Annotated in this window: 18 protein-coding genes; 14 read left to right on the forward strand and 4 right to left on the reverse strand. The window is 31.1% G+C overall.

What is annotated here, in order from left to right; translation table 11 throughout:
- Positions 1–38 precede the first annotated feature (38 nt).
- Both NNL09_RS23055 and NNL09_RS23060 read left to right on the forward strand, forming a co-directional pair.
- Positions 39–1,178, forward strand: coding sequence for an ABC transporter substrate-binding protein (locus NNL09_RS23055; protein WP_196911802.1), 1,140 nt, complete (start codon positions 39–41; stop codon positions 1,176–1,178).
- Complete coding sequence (locus NNL09_RS23060; protein WP_196911801.1) at positions 1,179–2,210, forward strand: iron ABC transporter permease; 1,032 nt, start codon at positions 1,179–1,181, stop codon at positions 2,208–2,210.
- 53 nt (positions 2,211–2,263) lie between these two features.
- Here NNL09_RS23060 and NNL09_RS23065 read toward each other — a convergent pair whose 3' ends face one another.
- Entirely contained in the window at positions 2,264–2,944 is a 681-nt protein-coding gene (locus NNL09_RS23065; RefSeq protein ID WP_254514275.1) for a sensor histidine kinase, read from the reverse strand.
- A 208-nt stretch (positions 2,945–3,152) separates the two neighbouring features.
- The gene (locus tag NNL09_RS23070; RefSeq protein WP_254514276.1) at positions 3,153–4,205 is read right to left on the reverse strand and encodes a lipopolysaccharide assembly protein LapB; all 1,053 of its coding nucleotides are present in this window, start codon (positions 4,203–4,205) and stop codon (positions 3,153–3,155) included.
- A gap of 308 nt (positions 4,206–4,513) precedes the next feature.
- Between NNL09_RS23070 and NNL09_RS23075 the strand changes: the two genes are divergently transcribed.
- The 5 genes from NNL09_RS23075 (at position 4,514) to NNL09_RS23095 (ending at position 8,800) form a co-directional block, all read left to right on the forward strand.
- Positions 4,514–5,089 carry a DUF1572 family protein gene (locus tag NNL09_RS23075; RefSeq protein WP_196911799.1) on the forward strand — a complete coding sequence of 192 codons (576 nt, stop codon included), beginning with the start codon at positions 4,514–4,516 and terminating at the stop codon, positions 5,087–5,089.
- A 266-nt stretch (positions 5,090–5,355) separates the two neighbouring features.
- Positions 5,356–6,474, forward strand: a complete 1,119-nt coding sequence (gene dnaN / locus NNL09_RS23080) for a DNA polymerase III subunit beta (RefSeq protein ID WP_025664268.1) — start codon at positions 5,356–5,358, stop codon at positions 6,472–6,474.
- Between the two features lie 109 nt (positions 6,475–6,583).
- Entirely contained in the window at positions 6,584–7,492 is a 909-nt protein-coding gene (locus tag NNL09_RS23085; protein WP_196911798.1) for a PD40 domain-containing protein, read from the forward strand.
- Between the two features lie 94 nt (positions 7,493–7,586).
- Complete coding sequence (locus NNL09_RS23090) at positions 7,587–8,216, forward strand: Crp/Fnr family transcriptional regulator (protein ID WP_196911797.1); 630 nt, start codon at positions 7,587–7,589, stop codon at positions 8,214–8,216.
- 86 nt (positions 8,217–8,302) lie between these two features.
- Positions 8,303–8,800 (forward strand): DinB family protein, encoded by a 498-nt coding sequence (locus NNL09_RS23095; protein ID WP_196911796.1) that lies wholly within the window; start codon positions 8,303–8,305, stop codon positions 8,798–8,800.
- Positions 8,801–9,293: 493 nt separating this feature from the next.
- On the opposite strand, the gene NNL09_RS23100 is transcribed toward NNL09_RS23095, so the two are convergent.
- Entirely contained in the window at positions 9,294–10,229 is a 936-nt protein-coding gene (locus NNL09_RS23100; protein ID WP_196911795.1) for a hypothetical protein, read from the reverse strand.
- A gap of 314 nt (positions 10,230–10,543) precedes the next feature.
- Between NNL09_RS23100 and NNL09_RS23105 the strand changes: the two genes are divergently transcribed.
- The 7 genes from NNL09_RS23105 (at position 10,544) to NNL09_RS23135 (ending at position 16,439) form a co-directional block, all read left to right on the forward strand.
- Positions 10,544–10,723, forward strand: a complete 180-nt coding sequence (locus NNL09_RS23105; protein ID WP_025664265.1) for a hypothetical protein — start codon at positions 10,544–10,546, stop codon at positions 10,721–10,723.
- A 61-nt stretch (positions 10,724–10,784) separates the two neighbouring features.
- Positions 10,785–11,774, forward strand: a complete 990-nt coding sequence (gwsG, locus tag NNL09_RS23110) for a grasp-with-spasm system ATP-grasp peptide maturase (RefSeq protein WP_196911794.1) — start codon at positions 10,785–10,787, stop codon at positions 11,772–11,774.
- Positions 11,762–11,986: a hypothetical protein gene (locus tag NNL09_RS23115; protein ID WP_025664263.1), complete on the forward strand. Its 225-nt coding sequence runs from the start codon at positions 11,762–11,764 to the stop codon at positions 11,984–11,986. The genes gwsG and NNL09_RS23115 overlap by 13 nt, the downstream gene beginning before the upstream one ends.
- The gene (gene gwsS, locus NNL09_RS23120; protein WP_025664262.1) at positions 11,979–13,073 is read left to right on the forward strand and encodes a grasp-with-spasm system SPASM domain peptide maturase; all 1,095 of its coding nucleotides are present in this window, start codon (positions 11,979–11,981) and stop codon (positions 13,071–13,073) included. Before NNL09_RS23115 ends, gwsS begins: the two co-directional genes overlap by 8 nt.
- A gap of 20 nt (positions 13,074–13,093) precedes the next feature.
- On the forward strand, positions 13,094–13,864 hold the full coding sequence (locus NNL09_RS23125; RefSeq protein WP_025664261.1) for a hypothetical protein: 771 nt from the start codon (positions 13,094–13,096) through the stop codon (positions 13,862–13,864).
- A gap of 234 nt (positions 13,865–14,098) precedes the next feature.
- Positions 14,099–15,622 carry a M20/M25/M40 family metallo-hydrolase gene (locus NNL09_RS23130; RefSeq protein ID WP_196911793.1) on the forward strand — a complete coding sequence of 508 codons (1,524 nt, stop codon included), beginning with the start codon at positions 14,099–14,101 and terminating at the stop codon, positions 15,620–15,622.
- Positions 15,623–15,647: 25 nt separating this feature from the next.
- Positions 15,648–16,439, forward strand: coding sequence for an alpha/beta fold hydrolase (locus NNL09_RS23135; RefSeq protein ID WP_254514277.1), 792 nt, complete (start codon positions 15,648–15,650; stop codon positions 16,437–16,439).
- Positions 16,440–16,629: 190 nt separating this feature from the next.
- Here NNL09_RS23135 and NNL09_RS23140 read toward each other — a convergent pair whose 3' ends face one another.
- Positions 16,630–16,818, reverse strand: coding sequence for a hypothetical protein (locus tag NNL09_RS23140; protein WP_034247168.1), 189 nt, complete (start codon positions 16,816–16,818; stop codon positions 16,630–16,632).
- Positions 16,819–17,402 lie beyond the last annotated feature (584 nt).

Genomic DNA, 17,402 nt, shown 5'->3' on the forward strand with positions numbered 1-17,402 from the left:
TTATTCTGATTTACTATTTTTACAAAAAAATGATGCTCATGCGTACTATATTTATCATTTCTTTACTATTCTTATTAAGTGCTTCTTGTAAGAAAACACCAAAAGATACAACTCCACTCACTGTGATGTATCTGGCTCCTCAAAATATTGAGTACGCTTCGGGGTTTACTATTAAAAACCAAGAAAATTATAAAGAGATTAAGGTTTCAACACCCTGGCCAGATGCAAAAGAAGAGCTTACCTATATTTTACACCCAAAGGGAACAGAAAAACCATTTAAATCTCCAAATGCAATATTTATTGAAGTACCTGTAGAAAGAGTCGTTGTGACTTCTACCACAGATATTCCAATGTTGGAGTATATGAATCTTGAAGAGAAGTTAGTAGGATTTCCTCATACAGATTATATCTCTTCTGAGAAAACACGAGCTTTGATTAACAATGGTGCGATTAAAGAACTTGGTGAGGAATGGAATTTAAACACAGAAGTTGTTCTTGAGCTTTCTCCCGAATTAGTTGTTGGATTTTCTTCTTCTGGAGATACAAAAGCTTATGATCTGATACAAAAAACCGGAATTCCTGTGGTAATTAATGGCTCCTGGCTAGAAGAACACCCCCTAGGTAGGGCAGAATGGATAAAGTTTATGGCAGCTTTCTTTGGTAAAGAAAAAATGGCAGAAGATATCTTTCAAAATATTAAAAAAGAATACAACCAAGCAACTACTTTGGCCAAAAACACAACTTCTTCTCCAACAGTTTTATCAGGTAATATGTTTAAGGATGTATGGCATGTACCTGGCGGAAACAGCTTTGTTGCCAAATTTTTAAAAGATGCAAATACTACATATTTATGGGCAGACAATTCACAAACAGGAAGCCTGACATTAAGTTTTGAAAGTGTACTTGAAAAAGCTCAAAATGCAGAGCTTTGGATAGGATCTGGAAATTCTAAATCACTCGACGAACTAAAAGAAAAAAATCATCGGTATACTTTATTCGATGCCTTTAAAAATAAAGCCGTATATTCTTCAACATTAAAGATGGGTTCAAAAGGAGGATTAGTATATTATGAATTAGGACCTATGCGGCCAGACTTAATTTTAAAAGATATCATTAAAATTGCTCATCCAGAATTGTTAATCGATTATGAACCCTTTTTTTTCGAAAAACTAAACTAATTGACCCCAACCAAATCATATAAACGTGTTTTTATAAGTATTGTCATACTTCTATTCATTTGCTTTATTACAAACATAAGCTTAGGCTCAGTATTTATTCCATGGTTAGATACACTAAGTAGTCTGGTAGGCGGAACAGTAGAAAAAGAAGCCTGGAGGCATATCATTATTGATTATCGATTACCAAAAGCGATTACTGCCATAATTGTAGGTAGTGGGCTTGGGGTTTCTGGATTACTAATGCAAACCTTGTTTAGAAATCCATTGGCTGGCCCCTTTGTACTTGGCATAAGCTCTGGAGCAAGTTTGGGAGTAGCACTACTTATATTAGGAAGTGCATTTACCGGAGTAGCTGTATCTACTTTTTTAATTTCAAAATGGGGATTGGTTATTGCTGCTAGCTTGGGTAGTATACTAGTATTGTTTGCCGTAATGCTCGTTTCTATTCGAGTTAGAGATACAATGGCAATACTTATTATCGGGCTTATGTTCGGAAGCATTACAGCTGCTGTAGTAAGCGTATTGGCCTATTTTGCTCCTGCAGATCAATTACAACGATATATCTTTTGGGGATTTGGTAGCTTAGGTAATTTATCCTGGTATGATGTGCTTATATTTTCTGGTGTATTACTTTTAGGAATGTTATTATCCATCCTTGCTATAAAACCTCTAAACACATTACTATTGGGAGAAAACTATGCTCGTAGCCTTGGGCTAAATATCAAGACAAGTCGTTTTCTAATTATTGTCGCTACGGGATTATTGGCGGGTAGCATTACTGCTTTTACCGGACCAATAGCATTTATTGGTTTAGCTGTTCCTCATCTTACAAGACAATTATTTCATACCTCAGATCATAAAACATTAATTCCTGCCGTAATATTATTAGGTAGTATCATTATGCTGGTGTGTGATAGTATTGCACAGTTACCATCTAGCGAATATACACTTCCTATTAATGCTATTACTTCATTAATAGGTGCTCCTGTAGTCATTTGGCTATTAGTTCGAAAACGAAAAATGTTGTTTTAGACCTCTCCTTATATTTATCCTGGCGATTACCCTCGGACATAGTACCAAAATATTTATTGCAGTATTGGTATTTCAATAGTAATAATAGTTCCTCTTTTAAGACGTGAATCGACATGCATTACACCTGATAATTTTTGTATCCGACTTTCTATATTTGTTAATCCAATACCTAAAGATGTAACAGAGGTATCAAACCCTTTACCATTGTCTTCAAAAATAATATGAATATAGTTGTCTATAAGATCGATTTGAATTTCAACTTTACGGGCATTAGCATGTTTTATGGTGTTTGTAATGAGTTCCTGAAAAACAGAGAATAATTCATTATGAAATGAATGATCTATTTCATTAATTTTATTTTCTGAATAGGTTGAAATATGAATACTTAATTTACTCGCATTTCCAATATTTTGCATATACTCCTTTAACAACTGTATAAAGTTATTATGTCTAAATTTTTTAGGAATAAGATCATGAGATAGTGTCCTAACTTGCTTATAAGTATCATCAATCTGCTGATAAATAGCATCCATTTTTCTTAAGTTTTCTTTGGCCAAACCAAACTGAAGCTTTATTGCTGCCAGATTCCCCCCTATCCTGTCATGAAGCTCTTGAGCAATACGGTTTCTTTCTTTATCCTGAATACTAATCGAGGTTTTGATCAATTTTAACTCCTGGTCTCTTATTAAAGCTTCTATCTTTTGTTCTCCTATTTCTTTTTCTTTTTTATGCAATAAGTTTTGACTTTTTAATTTTTGATAATATAGGAAAAGTAAACCCGCCAGAGGTATCAAGATTACAACAAATGCATATGTAAGTGTTTGTTTCTGAAATTGTTGTCTTTCTATTTCTAAAACTTTAAGTTCTTGATTCTTTTTTAAAATTGTTATTTCTTTTTCTTTCTTTAATGTCTCATATTCTATTTCCAGCTTAGCTACTTCCTTATCTTTTTGTAGTTTTTTTATAGAATCTTGTATTTGAATCTTTTTCTCTGTATTCTCTAAAGCTTCTTTGTAGTTTTTTTTCTTCTAAAGCTATATTTTTCAAACTTTGATATACATATAATTGTTGCTTAAGATATCCTGATTTTTTGGCTATTTCTAATACCTCATTATACCCTTTTTTCGCATTTCTAAAATCCTTCTTCTCTCGATAAATTTCGCAAATATTAAGTATATTATTCAGGATAATTAAAGGGTAATTATATTCTCTCGCAATAGGTAATGATTTATTAAAATAAATGAAAGCTTTATCGTCTTCGTACATATTTAAATACACTACACCAATATTCAATAAAGTAACCGCTATATTTCTATTATTACCTATTGTTTTACGACGCTTCAGTGCCTTTTTATGATAAAATAATGCTTTTTCATAGTTCCCTAACTCCATATAGCACAAAGCAACACCTTCACAATAGTTCGGATCTTCTTTATCTACAACAGTAGATGTTAAAAGTTCTAAAGATTTTGTATAATCACCGTTAAGCTTATAATTCATTGCCAAACTTATAACTAACTTATCCTTAGTATCAGAATCTTTAGTTTTTTGAACAATTTCAATACCTTTTAAAGCCCATTTTTTACTTTCTTCGATTAAGTTTTTATCTCTAGATGCATTCGAAAGAAGTAAATAAAAATATGATAATCGGTTTAGAGATACAGAATCTTCTTTACCCTCTATCAACCCAATAGCTTTTTTTGCATATACCAGCGAAGAATCTGTAGCATATTTGTAATAATGATAATTTGCCAAAACATAATGCGCCAAAACTGTATTACTTTCACTTTTAGTTCTTTTTAATACCTCATGACTTATACTAAAGGCTTTTTCCCGATCCTGGTTTTCTGCCTTCATAAAACTTCTAGCATGTTCAAGCAGTACGCTATCCTTTTTGGCAATCTTTATATCCTCTTTTTCATTTGTCTGGGCTTTTGCAATACTGCATATCATCAACAAAATAAATACAAGTGTAGGTTTTGAAAATATTATCATATGATATAGTAAATATTTTTATGGGACTTTATAGTATTTTCTCTTCAAAAAGATCAATAGTATCCTTAAAAATAAGGAATTAACTTTTATTCCTATTATCTATCTCTATAGTAAGAGAAATTAAGCATCACAAAAAATGATGTTATTTACAATTACAAACAAGGTTATATGCATTATATTCTTCTGTCTAAAATACCTACACAGAATATCTTACTCGTAATTAACTCGAATCCCAATACTCTGGTTTCGAACAATTAAAAATCAAGTATTAATTTAAAGTTCTATCTTTAAAGTAAAAGTATACAACAATGAAATCATCTGAATATCTAGAAGGAATACAAAAACAGTTTGCTTATTATAAATCTCTGGGGGAAAAAACAATAGATCAAACTCCAGAAGAGAAGCTTTTTTGGCAATATAATAACGAGAGTAATAGTATAGCAATTATTGTAAAGCATCTTTGGGGTAATATGAAATCCAGGTGGACAGATTTTTTAACTACCGATGGGGAAAAAGAATGGAGGCAACGTGATGCAGAATTTGAAAACGATATTTTATCTAAAAAAGATCTTCTAATCAAATGGAACGATGGATGGCAATGCCTTTTTGAAGCATTAGAAAGTATTGATCAAGATAATTTTAACCAACCTATTTATATACGTAACATAGAACATAGTATTACTGAGGCAATCAATAGACAATTGGCACATTATTCATATCATATAGGACAAATCGTATGTATAGGAAAAATGATTGTCGGTGAAGAATGGCAAAGTTTATCTATCCCAAAAGGAAAATCTATAGCTTATAACCAAAAACGCTTTGCTACACCCAAGCATAAAGCACATTATACAGATAAGCTTATGAAAGATGGTACCAATTAATTGTCCTGAGTTCATAAAATAGTCAATAACTCTCTTTGGTTTGTTAATAACTATGGTTTTCTCAATACCAAATCCCAAATAGATTACGATTATATTTGCGTAAAACTGTACGTAATTAGTCACACATATATATGAAATTAAGTCATGCCAACTACATTGATTCTTACATACCTCACCGTAGATAAGTTAAAATGATTATTGGCAAATTTCATACTGATCGGTATCAGCATAAATCTGACAACTAAAAAATAATAAAGAAAAAACAGATGAAATTTATAGTATCCAGTTCTTACTTACTTAAGCAACTACAGGTATTAGGAGGGGTAATTAGTAATAGCAATACGTTACCAATTTTAGACAACTTTTTGTTCGAATTAGACAATAATGCACTAACCGTTTCTGCCTCTGATTTAGAGACCACTATGTCTGCAAAGTTAGAAGTAGAATCTTCTGATCAGGGAACTATTGCAGTACCAGCTAAATTATTGTTAGAGACGCTTAAAACTTTTCCTGAGCAACCTTTAACTTTTGTCGCCGCAGATAATAATACAATAGAGATAAGTTCTAATCATGGTAAGTATGCACTGGCCTATGCTAACGGCGAAGAATTTCCTAAAGCAGTAGAATTAGAAGATCCTAGTGCTACCAATTTACTAGGAGATATTTTAGCCACTGCAGTAAGCAAAACTATTTTTGCAACGGGTAATGATGATTTAAGACCAGTAATGAGTGGTGTGTTTTTTCAATTCTCTACAGAAGGCTTAACTTTTGTTGCTACCGACGCTCATAAATTGGTTAAGTATACTCGAGAAGATATTAAAGCTTCTCAATCTGCAGAATTTATTATGCCTAAAAAACCGTTGAACTTACTCAAAGGAATTTTGGCAGGCAGTGATAGTGAAGTATTGATAGAATACAATGAATCTAATGCTAAATTCTCTTTTGATGAAACACAATTAATATGTAGATTAATTGATGGAAAATACCCAAATTATGAAGCGGTAATACCAAAAGAGAACCCTAATAAATTAACGATAGCTCGCACACAGTTTTTAAATTCTGTACGTAGAGTTTCTATTTTCTCTAATAAAACAACTCATCAGATTAGATTAAAGATTGCAGGAGCAGAATTAAATATATCTGCAGAAGATATCGATTATTCTAACAAAGCAGAAGAACGTTTAACATGCGATTATCAAGGTGATGATATGCAGATCGGTTTTAACTCTCGTTTTTTAAGTGAAATGCTAAATAACCTTAACGCAGATGAAGTACAACTAGAAATGTCATTACCAAATAGAGCAGGAATCCTTACTCCAATCGATGGATTAGACGAAGGAGAACATGTAACCATGCTAGTAATGCCAGTGATGTTGAACAACTAAGGTCATAAATAATTATTTGTATCTAAAATTCCAACCATATTGATGTGGTTGGAATTTTGCTTTTTAAAGATGCCGTATAATTTCTTAACTTATTTGCATGATTAAAAACATGAAACAAATTTTAAGTATACTACTTATAATTACAACTGCTTTGAGTTGCAAAAATTCAAATTCGATAGAAAACCATAAAGTGAGGTTTTTGGTAGATCAAATTCCAGATACTACTACTCCTATAGTATTTAAACAAGATCTGGTTCCTAATGATAAAATAATACATAGAGGTGTCTTTTCGCCAAACTTTGAAGAATATTATTATACCATTTCTGATAAAAATTTTAAACAATTTACTATTTATAGTATTCAAAAAATAAATGGAAAATGGTCTACGCCCAAAAAAACTTTTTTTAACAGTGATTATAATGATCACGGAATGAGTTTTTCTTCTGATGGAAAATCGCTTTACTTTAGTTCCACAAGGCCCGTTAATATCGAGGGAGTTGCATCTACATGGCATATCTGGAAATCAGAAAAAAAAGATAATGTATGGAGTACTCCAGAATATGTAGATATCCCAAATCTGAGAGATAAGTTAGCATCTCACCCTTCTATCACCGACTCGGGAGTACTTTATTTTCATGTAAGCAATTCAGATTATAGTGAAATGGATATCTATTTATCTAAAGCTGTAAATGGCAAATTTCAAAATGCTCAAAAACTTATAGTTCCTCAGTATGCAAAAGTTGGAAAATGCACTCCTTATATTTCTCCTAAAGAAGATTATATCATCTTTGCCTCTATTGGAAATCAGCTAGATTTAATCATAAGTTTTATGGATAAAAATGGTAAATGGACACACACAAAGAAACTATCTGAAAAAATTAATAATCTTGGACAAGGAAACCCATATATAACACCCGATAATAAGTTTCTCTTTTATGCAACTGGTGATCATATAGAGAAAAATTGGTCTGTAAAGTGGGTAAATATTGCATCCGAATTGAAGAAAAACCAAAACTAATATCTGTTCCTATTACAAAAAGTCATTTAAAAAATCCTTGGTATTTCATATCTTACTCATGTACATATTTTTTGTATTTCAATATTTATAAAAAATGATTTTCGAAAAAGAGATTCTTAAAAAAATAGATTTTATTACAGAAAACGAACTTCAGGAAGAGATCCTTAAACATTGTGAAATCTTATCTTTTCAAAAAGGAGATATAATTGTTAGAGAGGGACAATATGTTAAGATATTACCGATTGTAATCTCTGGTCTTATCAGGGTATTTCAGACAAAAGAAGATAGAGAAATCTTGCTTTATTATGTCGAACCCAGCCAAACTTGTATGATGTCATTATCGGCATGTTTTTTTAATAATCAAAGCCCCTCGCAGGCTATGGCGATCACTCAAACCCATATTCTTGCCATACCAGCAAGGTTTATTACCCAATGGCAAAAACAATATAATTCATGGAACAATTTTGTGATTAAAACGTTTAAAAAAAGATATGATGAGCTTCTAGATACTTTCGAGAGTGTCGCCTTTGATCATATTGACAAAAGAGTTATCGCGTATTTAACTCATAGAAAATCACAACAGGAAAGCTCTAGAATTAAAATTTCTCATCAACAATTAGCTAATGAGTTGGGTACAACAAGAGTCGTTATTTCTCGTATATTAAAACAATTCGAATTAGATGGAAAATTAATTTTGCATAGAGCCGAGATAGAATTGTTATAATTTTTTTGACACTGTGTATCTTTTGATACCGTTTTACACCTTATTACTTCCTGACCTTTGAAGTATTCATTTATAAAAAATAAAATATGAGTGCTACAAATCTTTTAATAGAAATGGAACAAGAATTTGTTTCAACAAAAAACCTTCTGGATATACTTCCCGAAGATCGATTACAGTATAAACCTCATGAAAAAGCAATGCCACTTGGTCAACTTGCTTTTCATGTCGCAACTATCCCTGGTAGAAATTTGAGATTTGCCCAAGATGGTCAGGTAGAAACAGAAGTTATCGTCGAACATCCTATTCCTGCCAATAAAACAGAAATTCTAAATGCTTTTGAAGAGAGTATGACCTCTGTACGAATATTACTTAAAGAAGAAAACACCTCCTGGTTAAAAAACGATTGGAAACTTCTAAAATCCCAAAACCCAATTGCAGAAATGCCTACCTATACCTTTGTAAGAACTTTTGTTCTTAATCACTGGTACCACCATAGAGGAGAACTAACCACATATTTAAGGATACTAAATAAGAAATTACCCTCTATTTATGGCCCAACGGCAGATGTAAATCCATTTGCTTAACTATAAAATAAAAATAAATCTGGGAGATGTCGATATCGCCTCGTCTCCCATTTTTATGCAAATACGCATTAATAAAGATGAAACTTATCATAAACATCTACTCTATAATTCTAATTCTGTGCAGTGTTATTAGTTTTATTGGGCATTATTTTCAATTTCAGGTGATACGCATAACCCCTTGGATCCCTACATCAATTGGTCTATTCCTCTTATTTATAAACACATTAAAGACAAAAAACACAAAAGTCATTCACCAATTTTCTATATGTATTATACTTGGTTTTGGTATCTTGGTTACAAGCATGTGTTTCTTTTTTCTTCCAGAAGAATCTCAACCTATTCGCAAGAAAATTATTTTTTTGATTATGTCTCTCTCTTCATGGGTTTCACTTAATTTCTTAACCCCAATAAAATTTTTTAGAAAGAAATAACAAAGGTCTAGTTTTACACTAAAACAAATTAAAATGTTTATTTTCAACACTATAAATAACACTTACTCACCAAAATATCTCGCAAAATCAGATTCTGCTGCAATATATCCAAAAGAGTTTCGTGATTTACCTTTCAGGATTTCTTGTAGGTGTACTTTTGCTTTCTCTTTGTTCCCATTATAAAAAAACCAATTGGCAATCCCATACCGAGTTGCATCATCCTGAGGTGCATCTTTTCCTGTATGTAATGAATCAATCGGAATTATCTTTTTATAGAATTTACACAGATTATAATAACTGGTATTCTCGATAATCGTCATATCATTCGTTATCAAATCTAATAGTTCCTTCGCCCTGTCTTCGTTTCCTATTCTTCTTTGGATCATATATAACCAGTTTGTACTCGAGACTGTATTATCATCATTAGATTTTAAATTTCTACAATTAAGGTAGGCATGATACGCTTTTTTCATATCGTTTTTTAAGTAATATGCCAATCCCAGGTGGTACCATATGTTCCCATGCAGACTGCTTACTGGGATATTCATAGCGTTAGGTAGCCCATCAGGCTCAATAGTATTTTCCTTTCCTTTTATTAATGTTGTTGCAAACTCTAAATCATGTATTGCTTTATCAAATTCTCTTATAGAAATATAACGGTGCCCTCTATGCCTGTATAACCGAGCTTCATTAGGGTATTTTTTAATTCCATTAGAGTAAATTTCTATAGCTTCTTTATACTTCCCTAAATATGCAGTTCTTCTTCCATACCAAATGATATTATCTATATTGGTTGAATCTGTAAGAAAATCCTGTTTTGCTGTCTCATATTGATTGTTCATCTTTTGCAAAAGTGTTGTAACAGGATCTTTTTTATCTACTGCCTCTACAGCAGGCTTTTCTTCCTTTTTTATAACTTCTGGTGTTTTTTCATTTTTACAAGAAAAACACAATGCTAATACAAATGAAGAAACTAAGATTAACTTATGAATATGCATAGCCTAAATGATTTAATTTAAATCGAATATAAGAAAACTTATTAAGGTTATTTAAAATAACAAAACTCACATAATATTAAAAAATCAAAAATTCTTAATGATATCACAAATGTGGTTTAACCGTATCCAATCTTTTTTAAAACCTCTTATATTTGAATGTTTGATTTTCAAATCATTACACAAGAAAAAGACATTAGTCGATCATTCTGAAAATTTACCCCACAACACTAGTTAAAGCAATAAATTTTAGTTAAAAAAGGCGTAACCTGAAAAGCCTAAAATAGAGTAGGGACTTACTTTTAAAACCTTTAATTATGAAATTAGAAGATTTCAAATTCGGTGAAAAACTTGAAAGAAAACAATTAGCAAAAATTGCTAAAGGTGGTGGGACCTCATCAAACGGTCATACAACTGCAACTACAGGAAATGATGCCGATAGTGTGAATGGGGATTTAGATGATGGGAAGCCAGAAAAACCTGTTATCTCAGCGTAATCTAATTAAATTAATGCCTGCTTTGTTTGTTTAACAAAGCAGGTATTAAAATAATAAAGGAATGATTCTAATTTTAAGTATAAAGTATGATAGTACTACAACAGATGTAATGCAATGGCTTCATTATTTTGGAAAAAAGGTATTAAGACTAAATGTAGAAAATAATAGAGTTAAGTTGGTATACTTTTCAATGGATACCGATGATATTATTATTGATGTAGATGGTGAAACTTATAATCTGAAAAATGTAGATGCAATCTGGTATAGAAAATCAGGTATGGCTATTTTTGTTGAAAATTTGTCTAAGCAAATTATAAAATCAGCCTTTGGAGAGGATCAGGAGTTAGAGTTATCTGTCTCTAAAAACCTTACCAATGAGACAAGAACCATTTCAGAATATCTACATTTCTTTTTGGAAACAAAAAAGAAATTAGGAAGCAGGTTTAATGCAAATTTGAATAAGCTAATTGTATTATATAAAGCCAAAGAATTAGGATTAAATATCCCATCAACATTTATCACCAACAATAAGGAAGGTCTTTCAACAATACTTGACAAATCCAAGGAAGGGATAATTACCAAAGCATTAAGTAATGGTATTTATACTTTTTCAGAAAAAAAAGCTTATTATTCATATACCGAAGAGATTCAAAAAGATGATATACAAGGTTTTATTCCAAACAACTTCTTTCCATCTCTAATTCAAACCAAAATAGATAAAAAATATGAATTAAGGATTTTTTATTTAAAAGGTGAGTTTTATTCTATGGCTATCTTCTCACAAAATGATAAACAAACCGAGGTAGATTTCAGAAAATACAATCATGAAAAACCTAACAGAAATGTTCCTTTTATCATAGATGATCATATAGCAAATAAATTGACAAAACTATTAGATTTTTTCAAGTTGGATACTGGTTCGATTGATATGATTGTTGATAAAAATAACAACTATATTTTTCTTGAAATAAATCCTGTTGGGCAATTTGGTATGACATCAAGACCATGTAACTATAATTTAGAAAAAAAAGTAGCAGAATGTTTGAAATAAAAGAATATAAAATAGCAAAAGAAAGTTCTAAAACATTTCCTTTAGGATATAACTTTATAAAATATAATCATTTATCAGTTCCAAAAAGTGAAGAGTATTACGTTATAAAAATTAAAAGATACAATTCAGAAATGGGGCCATACAGATCAACAAAACCTATTTCCAAAATTTTTGATTTTACTCCAATACAAAAAGAATTGAAGAATGAATAATGATCAATACTTTTATTTATTTGCCGATTGTATTCCGGTAAAAGGAGCTACTAGATCAGTAATTTGTGATCTGGGTAGAACAGAAATTCATTTTATTCCAAATTCTTTATACTCAATATTGTTAGAAACAAGAAAATACACTTATACTGATTTAATTAAAAAATTAAATCTTAACAAAGATGACAATAAACTCAAAGAATATTTCAAATTCTTGATAGATAGCGAATTAGGTACTTGGGTTGATGATATTGAAAAATTTCCCGAAATAGATACTAAATGGGAATCACCGTCGCTTATTTCTAATGCTATAATTGATGTAAGGTATATCATACACGACTTTGATAATATTTTTAGGCAATTAGCTGATTTGGGATGCGAAGATGTACAAATACGATTTTATGAAACAGCTAGTTATGAATTGATCGATTCTATTATGGGGTATTTAAAATCTAGTTCAATAAAATCGGTAGAATTCTTAATTAAATATAGTGATACGGTTAATAACATTAAGCAATTAATGCTTTTAACAAAAAAACATCCTAGAATAAGTATCTTATGCATCCATAGTTCGCCAAATAATAAAGTAGTATCGCATGAAGATTTCGTAACACTTGATGGGATGGGCAGGATTTATTTCATTAAAGAAATAATTGGTTCATCAAAATCTTGTGGTCAAATTAATCATCTTTCATTTTCTTATGAGAGTCTTCATGATTTTTTCGAAAACACTAAATTCAATGGCTGCTTAAACGGAAAAATATCTATTGATGAAAATGGTGAAATCAGAAACTGTCCCTCACTAAATAAAAGTTTCGGCAATGTTAAACAATCACCTTTAAAAGAAGTTTTAGCTAATCAAAAAGCTAAAGAATATTGGAATATTTCTAAAGATCAAATAGAATCATGTAAAGATTGTGAATTTAGGTATATATGTACCGATTGTAGAGCGTACATCGAGAATCCTGATAATATTTATTCTAAACCTTTAAAATGCGGATACAACCCATATACTAATGAATGGGAACCCTGGAGTAATAATCCATTAAAGAAAAAAGCAATTAAGTACTATGAGCTAAACCATCTATAGAATTACAAAAAAGTTAGCAAATGAAACATCACTTTTACTTATTAATTTCTATTTTGCTTATTAGCTGCAAAAGCAAAACATCTGGCTATGAAAAAAAAACTTTAAATAATAATTCTATCTCAAAAGAGAAAATATTAAAACACTTAGCTAATCGTAATGATTCTACTACTTGGAATAATGAACTACTCCAAAGTGATTTATCTCGAAATACCAAGAAAAATGGCCCATTCGAATATGGTGTTTTCCCTGTTCCTAGCTATAATTTAATTGGTGAAGGTAGTTTTACGGGTTTGGGTAACTATGGATATACCGGAGCTCAAGGATATTTTAAGAAAGTAAAAGATAAAAAAATATTGTTTAATAGTTTTTTTGTGATGAAGAATACATTAAATGATATACATATTGATGAAAAAGAAAACCTAATCTTCTTCCAAATAATTGTACTTACCGATTATATAGATTCTCAAAATTTCACTCACTTAGGAAGTGAAATTATTTCAAGAAATCATCCTGATTATATTGGGCAAGGTTTTTATAAAACAAAAAATAATAAAATAGATTACGTCGCATTTTTAACACATGATCAAAATTCCTATGCTATTATAAATACAAGGATTTTTGACCTAAAATATGGAAAAACTATTCTAATAGCTCCACAAAAAGATAAATCATTACGTTCAATGCAAATAATGTCTCCCAAACTATCTAGTAAAGAAATTGATGAGTATACAGATATACTACTTCATAAAACAGAAGTTATTGAATTCTTTACGAATAAAGAAAATATCTAAACGTTAAAACTATTGTTTTAGAAACCAATTTAAAAACTCCTCAGCTTAAGGTAATTAAGAAAAAAAAAAAAAAAACGGTTAAAGAGACATCTGATTGATAATAGTATAAGTATTTTAGAATCTCTCCTCATATTTTGTTTACAAAACTTGTTAAGGTTATTTAAAATAAAAATAGCTATTCTAATCTTTTATATACATTTACAATTATCGGTAACATCTAATTCTTCTACGCATATGATTATAACTCGATGTATCATTACAACTACTCTACTTTTTCTCACCTTCTCCTCTACTGCGCAATCGTTACATGACAGTGAATTGGATAAACTTTCACTCACCTATGCCAAGAATTCTTTTAATGAATTGATAGAACTTTTGAGTTTACCCAATGATGCTCACTATCCAAAGGATATAGCAAAAAATATAGAGTGGTGTGAAAAAGCATTTAAAGACCGTGGATTTACATCCAAACGCCTTATAACAGAGAAAATTCCTTTACTACTCGCCAATAGGCAACATAAGAATGCAAAAAAAACCGTGTTAGTCTACCTTCAAATAGATGGGCAACCTGTTGATACAACCAAATGGTTTCAGGAAAACCCATATAAAGCAGTACTAAAAGAACAAGATAATGCTGGAAAATGGAATACCATCCCATTACATAAATTAACTGGTAAGATTAATCCCGACTGGAGAATTTTTGCCAGATCAACATCTGATGCCAAAGGGCCTGTTGTTATGTTTCTAAAAGCGATGGATATTATTAATAAATTTGAGTATGAGCCTAATTATAACATTAAAGTCATTATGGATTTTGAGGAAGAAATTAGTTCTCCCAGGTTACCCAAAGCCGTATTAGACTATAAAGAAGAATTGGCCTCGGATATGCTTGTCATTTTTGATGGTCCAAGGCATATTTCTAATCAACCCACATTAGTATATGGAGCAAGAGGAATAACAACATTATCTCTCGAGGTTTTTGGTCCCAAAGCACCACAACATAGTGGTCATTATGGTAATTATGTTCCCAATCCGGCATTACGTCTTGCTCAACTATTAGGTTCGATGATGCAAGAAGACGGAAGAGTTGCCATACCTGGTTGGTATGATGGAATCGAAATGTCTGAGGAAACAAAAAAAATCTTAAGTCAAGTACCTGATGATGAAAAAATAATTAGAAAAAAGCTTGGGATAGCTTCAATAGATAACATAGCAAATACATATCAAGAATCTATACAATACCCTTCTTTAGGAATTCTTGGATTACAATCGGGTTGGGTAGGCAATAAAACAAGAACAATAATCCCCTCTAGTGCTATCGCCGAAATGAATATCAGACTTGTTAAAGAAACCAATGCACAACATATGGTTGATATGGTGAGACAACATATTTTGGATCAGGGATATCATATTATAGATAGTATCCCTACTGAAGATGAGCGGATGAAATATTCAAAAATTATTCGTTTTAATTATCAAATTGCCTATGATGCTTTTAGAACCGATTTTAATACTGAAATAGGGAAATGGTTAAGAAAGGCATTGACAAGAGCTTTTGGCAAACCTCCTATACAAATTCGTACTGGCGGAGGCTCTATTCCCATTTCACCTTTTGTAAATACTTTAAATATTCCCGCTGTTATTGTCCCTACCGTAAACAAGGATAACAACCAACATAGCCCTAATGAAAATATTAGGCTTGGCAATTATATTGAAGGTATTAAAACGATTACAGCAATATTAACACAAAAACTGTAATACTACATTAACCAAATACTCATATATGATTAGTATTCCTGCTATAGATAATTATTCCTTATCAGGAAAGGTATACCCATGCGAAGGGATCATCAATAAAAACAAAGTACTGATTATTAATTCTGCTACAGCTGTAGATAAAAAATTATATCATCACTATGCTGCTTACATGGCAAAAAATGGATATCAGGTAATTACCTATGACTATCGAGGAATTGCAGGTTCTAGACCTAAAAAACTTAGTGGTTTTAAAGCTTCTTTTACAGATTGGGGGCAAAAAGATTTTTCTGGAGTAATCGATTATGCTAAAAAAAAGTTTCCAAATCACAAAATAGTAACTCTTGGCCATAGCATTGGAGGAACAATTATTGGGATGACCGAAAAGAGTACTGAAATTAGTGGAATTATTAATATTGGAGCGCAGACAGCATATTATAAAGATTGGTCTAAGAAACAGAGAACCAAAATCTATTTTTTATGGCATATTGTTTTTCCTATGATTACAAATCTATTTGGTTATTTCCCCGGAAAAAAGTTGGGATTACTAGAAGACGTTCCTAAAGGTGTAATCGAACAATGGAACAATCGAAGACGACATGCCGATATGAAAAAACAAATGGAAGCTATTGGTATTACTTTTTATTATGATACCTGTACATCAAAACTTCTTACTCTAGGTCTAGAAGATGATCCTATCGGGACAAGACCTGCCATTACCAGAATACATGATCTATTTGAGAAGTCTGATAAAGAAATCAAAATGATACAACTACATGAGATTCCGACAGATAAAATAGGACATTTTGGTTTTTTTTAGCAGGAAATTTAAACATACCCTCTGGGCAAAAACTTTAATCTGGTTTGATACTATATAAGTCAACCCATTCTACATAACTCTTATATCGATTTCTCTTTACAGATGATATAGTCTTACTATTAATTCTAAAAGGATAAATCAAATATTAAAAAAAGAGAACCAACAATAATGTTCGTTCTCTTTATATGTACTATGCAAAGATGCAGTAGCCATTAGGACGACAGTAGCCTGGTTCGCAGAACCCTCCTCCAGGAGGACCTACACGACAACCTCTTCCAGTTGGGCAGCATCTAGCCCATCTCATACTCGACCCTGTGATAGTTTGTTGTTGTTCTTTGCTGAGTTTTGTGACTCCAGCCAAATTAAGAATGCTTTTCATTGTGTATATATTTAAATTTATATCACCTAAATTTAATGTAAATTACTGATAACTAAATACGTGAATTACACAAACAAATTGAGGTTTTGCATGATTTACATAGGGTTAAAACTTTCTAAAATACCAGTTTATATTCTTAGAAAACGAGAGTGTATCAAAAAAAACATTGTTATGTTTCATATAGGAAAAGTAAACGAAATGTTCACTAAAAAAGCAGATTACCCTTAGATAATAAATGAGAAGAGGATAAGCATATGCTTATCCTCTTCTCATTTATTATTTTTCATTTACTAATGAAATATACAGACACCAGTAGGAAGGCAAAAGCCTGGTTCACAAAAATTTAATCCTGGAATGCGACAACCTTTTCCACTTGGGCAACACCAACCCTGTCTTGTACTAGATCCTATAATATCTTGTTGTTGTTCTTTACTAAGTTTTGTAACTCCTGTTACATTAAGAATTTTTTTCATCGTGTAAATATTTTTAAATTAATACAAACCTAAATTAATATAAATCAACAGTATACACCCATTAAGATCAAGCAAATAAACTAAGGTTTTCGGCTTGATTAAATGATTTAT

Source organism: Aquimarina sp. EL_43 (genome assembly GCF_943422735.1).
Lineage (GTDB): Bacteria > Bacteroidota > Bacteroidia > Flavobacteriales > Flavobacteriaceae > Aquimarina > Aquimarina megaterium.

What these genes read in the sequence shown, in the direction of transcription:
- NNL09_RS23075 (WP_196911799.1), top strand. Translation starts at nt 4,514, where the DNA reads ATGAAATCATCTGAATATCTAGAAGGAATACAAAAACAGTTTGCTTAT.
- NNL09_RS23070 (WP_254514276.1), bottom strand. Translation starts at nt 4,205, where the DNA reads ATGATAATATTTTCAAAACCTACACTTGTATTTATTTTGTTGATGATA.
- dnaN (WP_025664268.1), top strand. Translation starts at nt 5,356, where the DNA reads ATGAAATTTATAGTATCCAGTTCTTACTTACTTAAGCAACTACAGGTA.
- NNL09_RS23135 (WP_254514277.1), top strand. Translation starts at nt 15,648, where the DNA reads ATGATTAGTATTCCTGCTATAGATAATTATTCCTTATCAGGAAAGGTA.
- NNL09_RS23090 (WP_196911797.1), top strand. Translation starts at nt 7,587, where the DNA reads ATGATTTTCGAAAAAGAGATTCTTAAAAAAATAGATTTTATTACAGAA.
- NNL09_RS23125 (WP_025664261.1), top strand. Translation starts at nt 13,094, where the DNA reads ATGAAACATCACTTTTACTTATTAATTTCTATTTTGCTTATTAGCTGC.
- NNL09_RS23100 (WP_196911795.1), bottom strand. Translation starts at nt 10,229, where the DNA reads ATGCATATTCATAAGTTAATCTTAGTTTCTTCATTTGTATTAGCATTG.
- gwsG (WP_196911794.1), top strand. Translation starts at nt 10,785, where the DNA reads ATGATTCTAATTTTAAGTATAAAGTATGATAGTACTACAACAGATGTA.
- NNL09_RS23095 (WP_196911796.1), top strand. Translation starts at nt 8,303, where the DNA reads ATGAGTGCTACAAATCTTTTAATAGAAATGGAACAAGAATTTGTTTCA.
- NNL09_RS23130 (WP_196911793.1), top strand. Translation starts at nt 14,099, where the DNA reads ATGATTATAACTCGATGTATCATTACAACTACTCTACTTTTTCTCACC.
- NNL09_RS23085 (WP_196911798.1), top strand. Translation starts at nt 6,584, where the DNA reads ATGAAACAAATTTTAAGTATACTACTTATAATTACAACTGCTTTGAGT.
- NNL09_RS23105 (WP_025664265.1), top strand. Translation starts at nt 10,544, where the DNA reads ATGAAATTAGAAGATTTCAAATTCGGTGAAAAACTTGAAAGAAAACAA.
- NNL09_RS23115 (WP_025664263.1), top strand. Translation starts at nt 11,762, where the DNA reads ATGTTTGAAATAAAAGAATATAAAATAGCAAAAGAAAGTTCTAAAACA.
- NNL09_RS23140 (WP_034247168.1), bottom strand. Translation starts at nt 16,818, where the DNA reads ATGAAAAGCATTCTTAATTTGGCTGGAGTCACAAAACTCAGCAAAGAA.
- NNL09_RS23055 (WP_196911802.1), top strand. Translation starts at nt 39, where the DNA reads ATGCGTACTATATTTATCATTTCTTTACTATTCTTATTAAGTGCTTCT.
- gwsS (WP_025664262.1), top strand. Translation starts at nt 11,979, where the DNA reads ATGAATAATGATCAATACTTTTATTTATTTGCCGATTGTATTCCGGTA.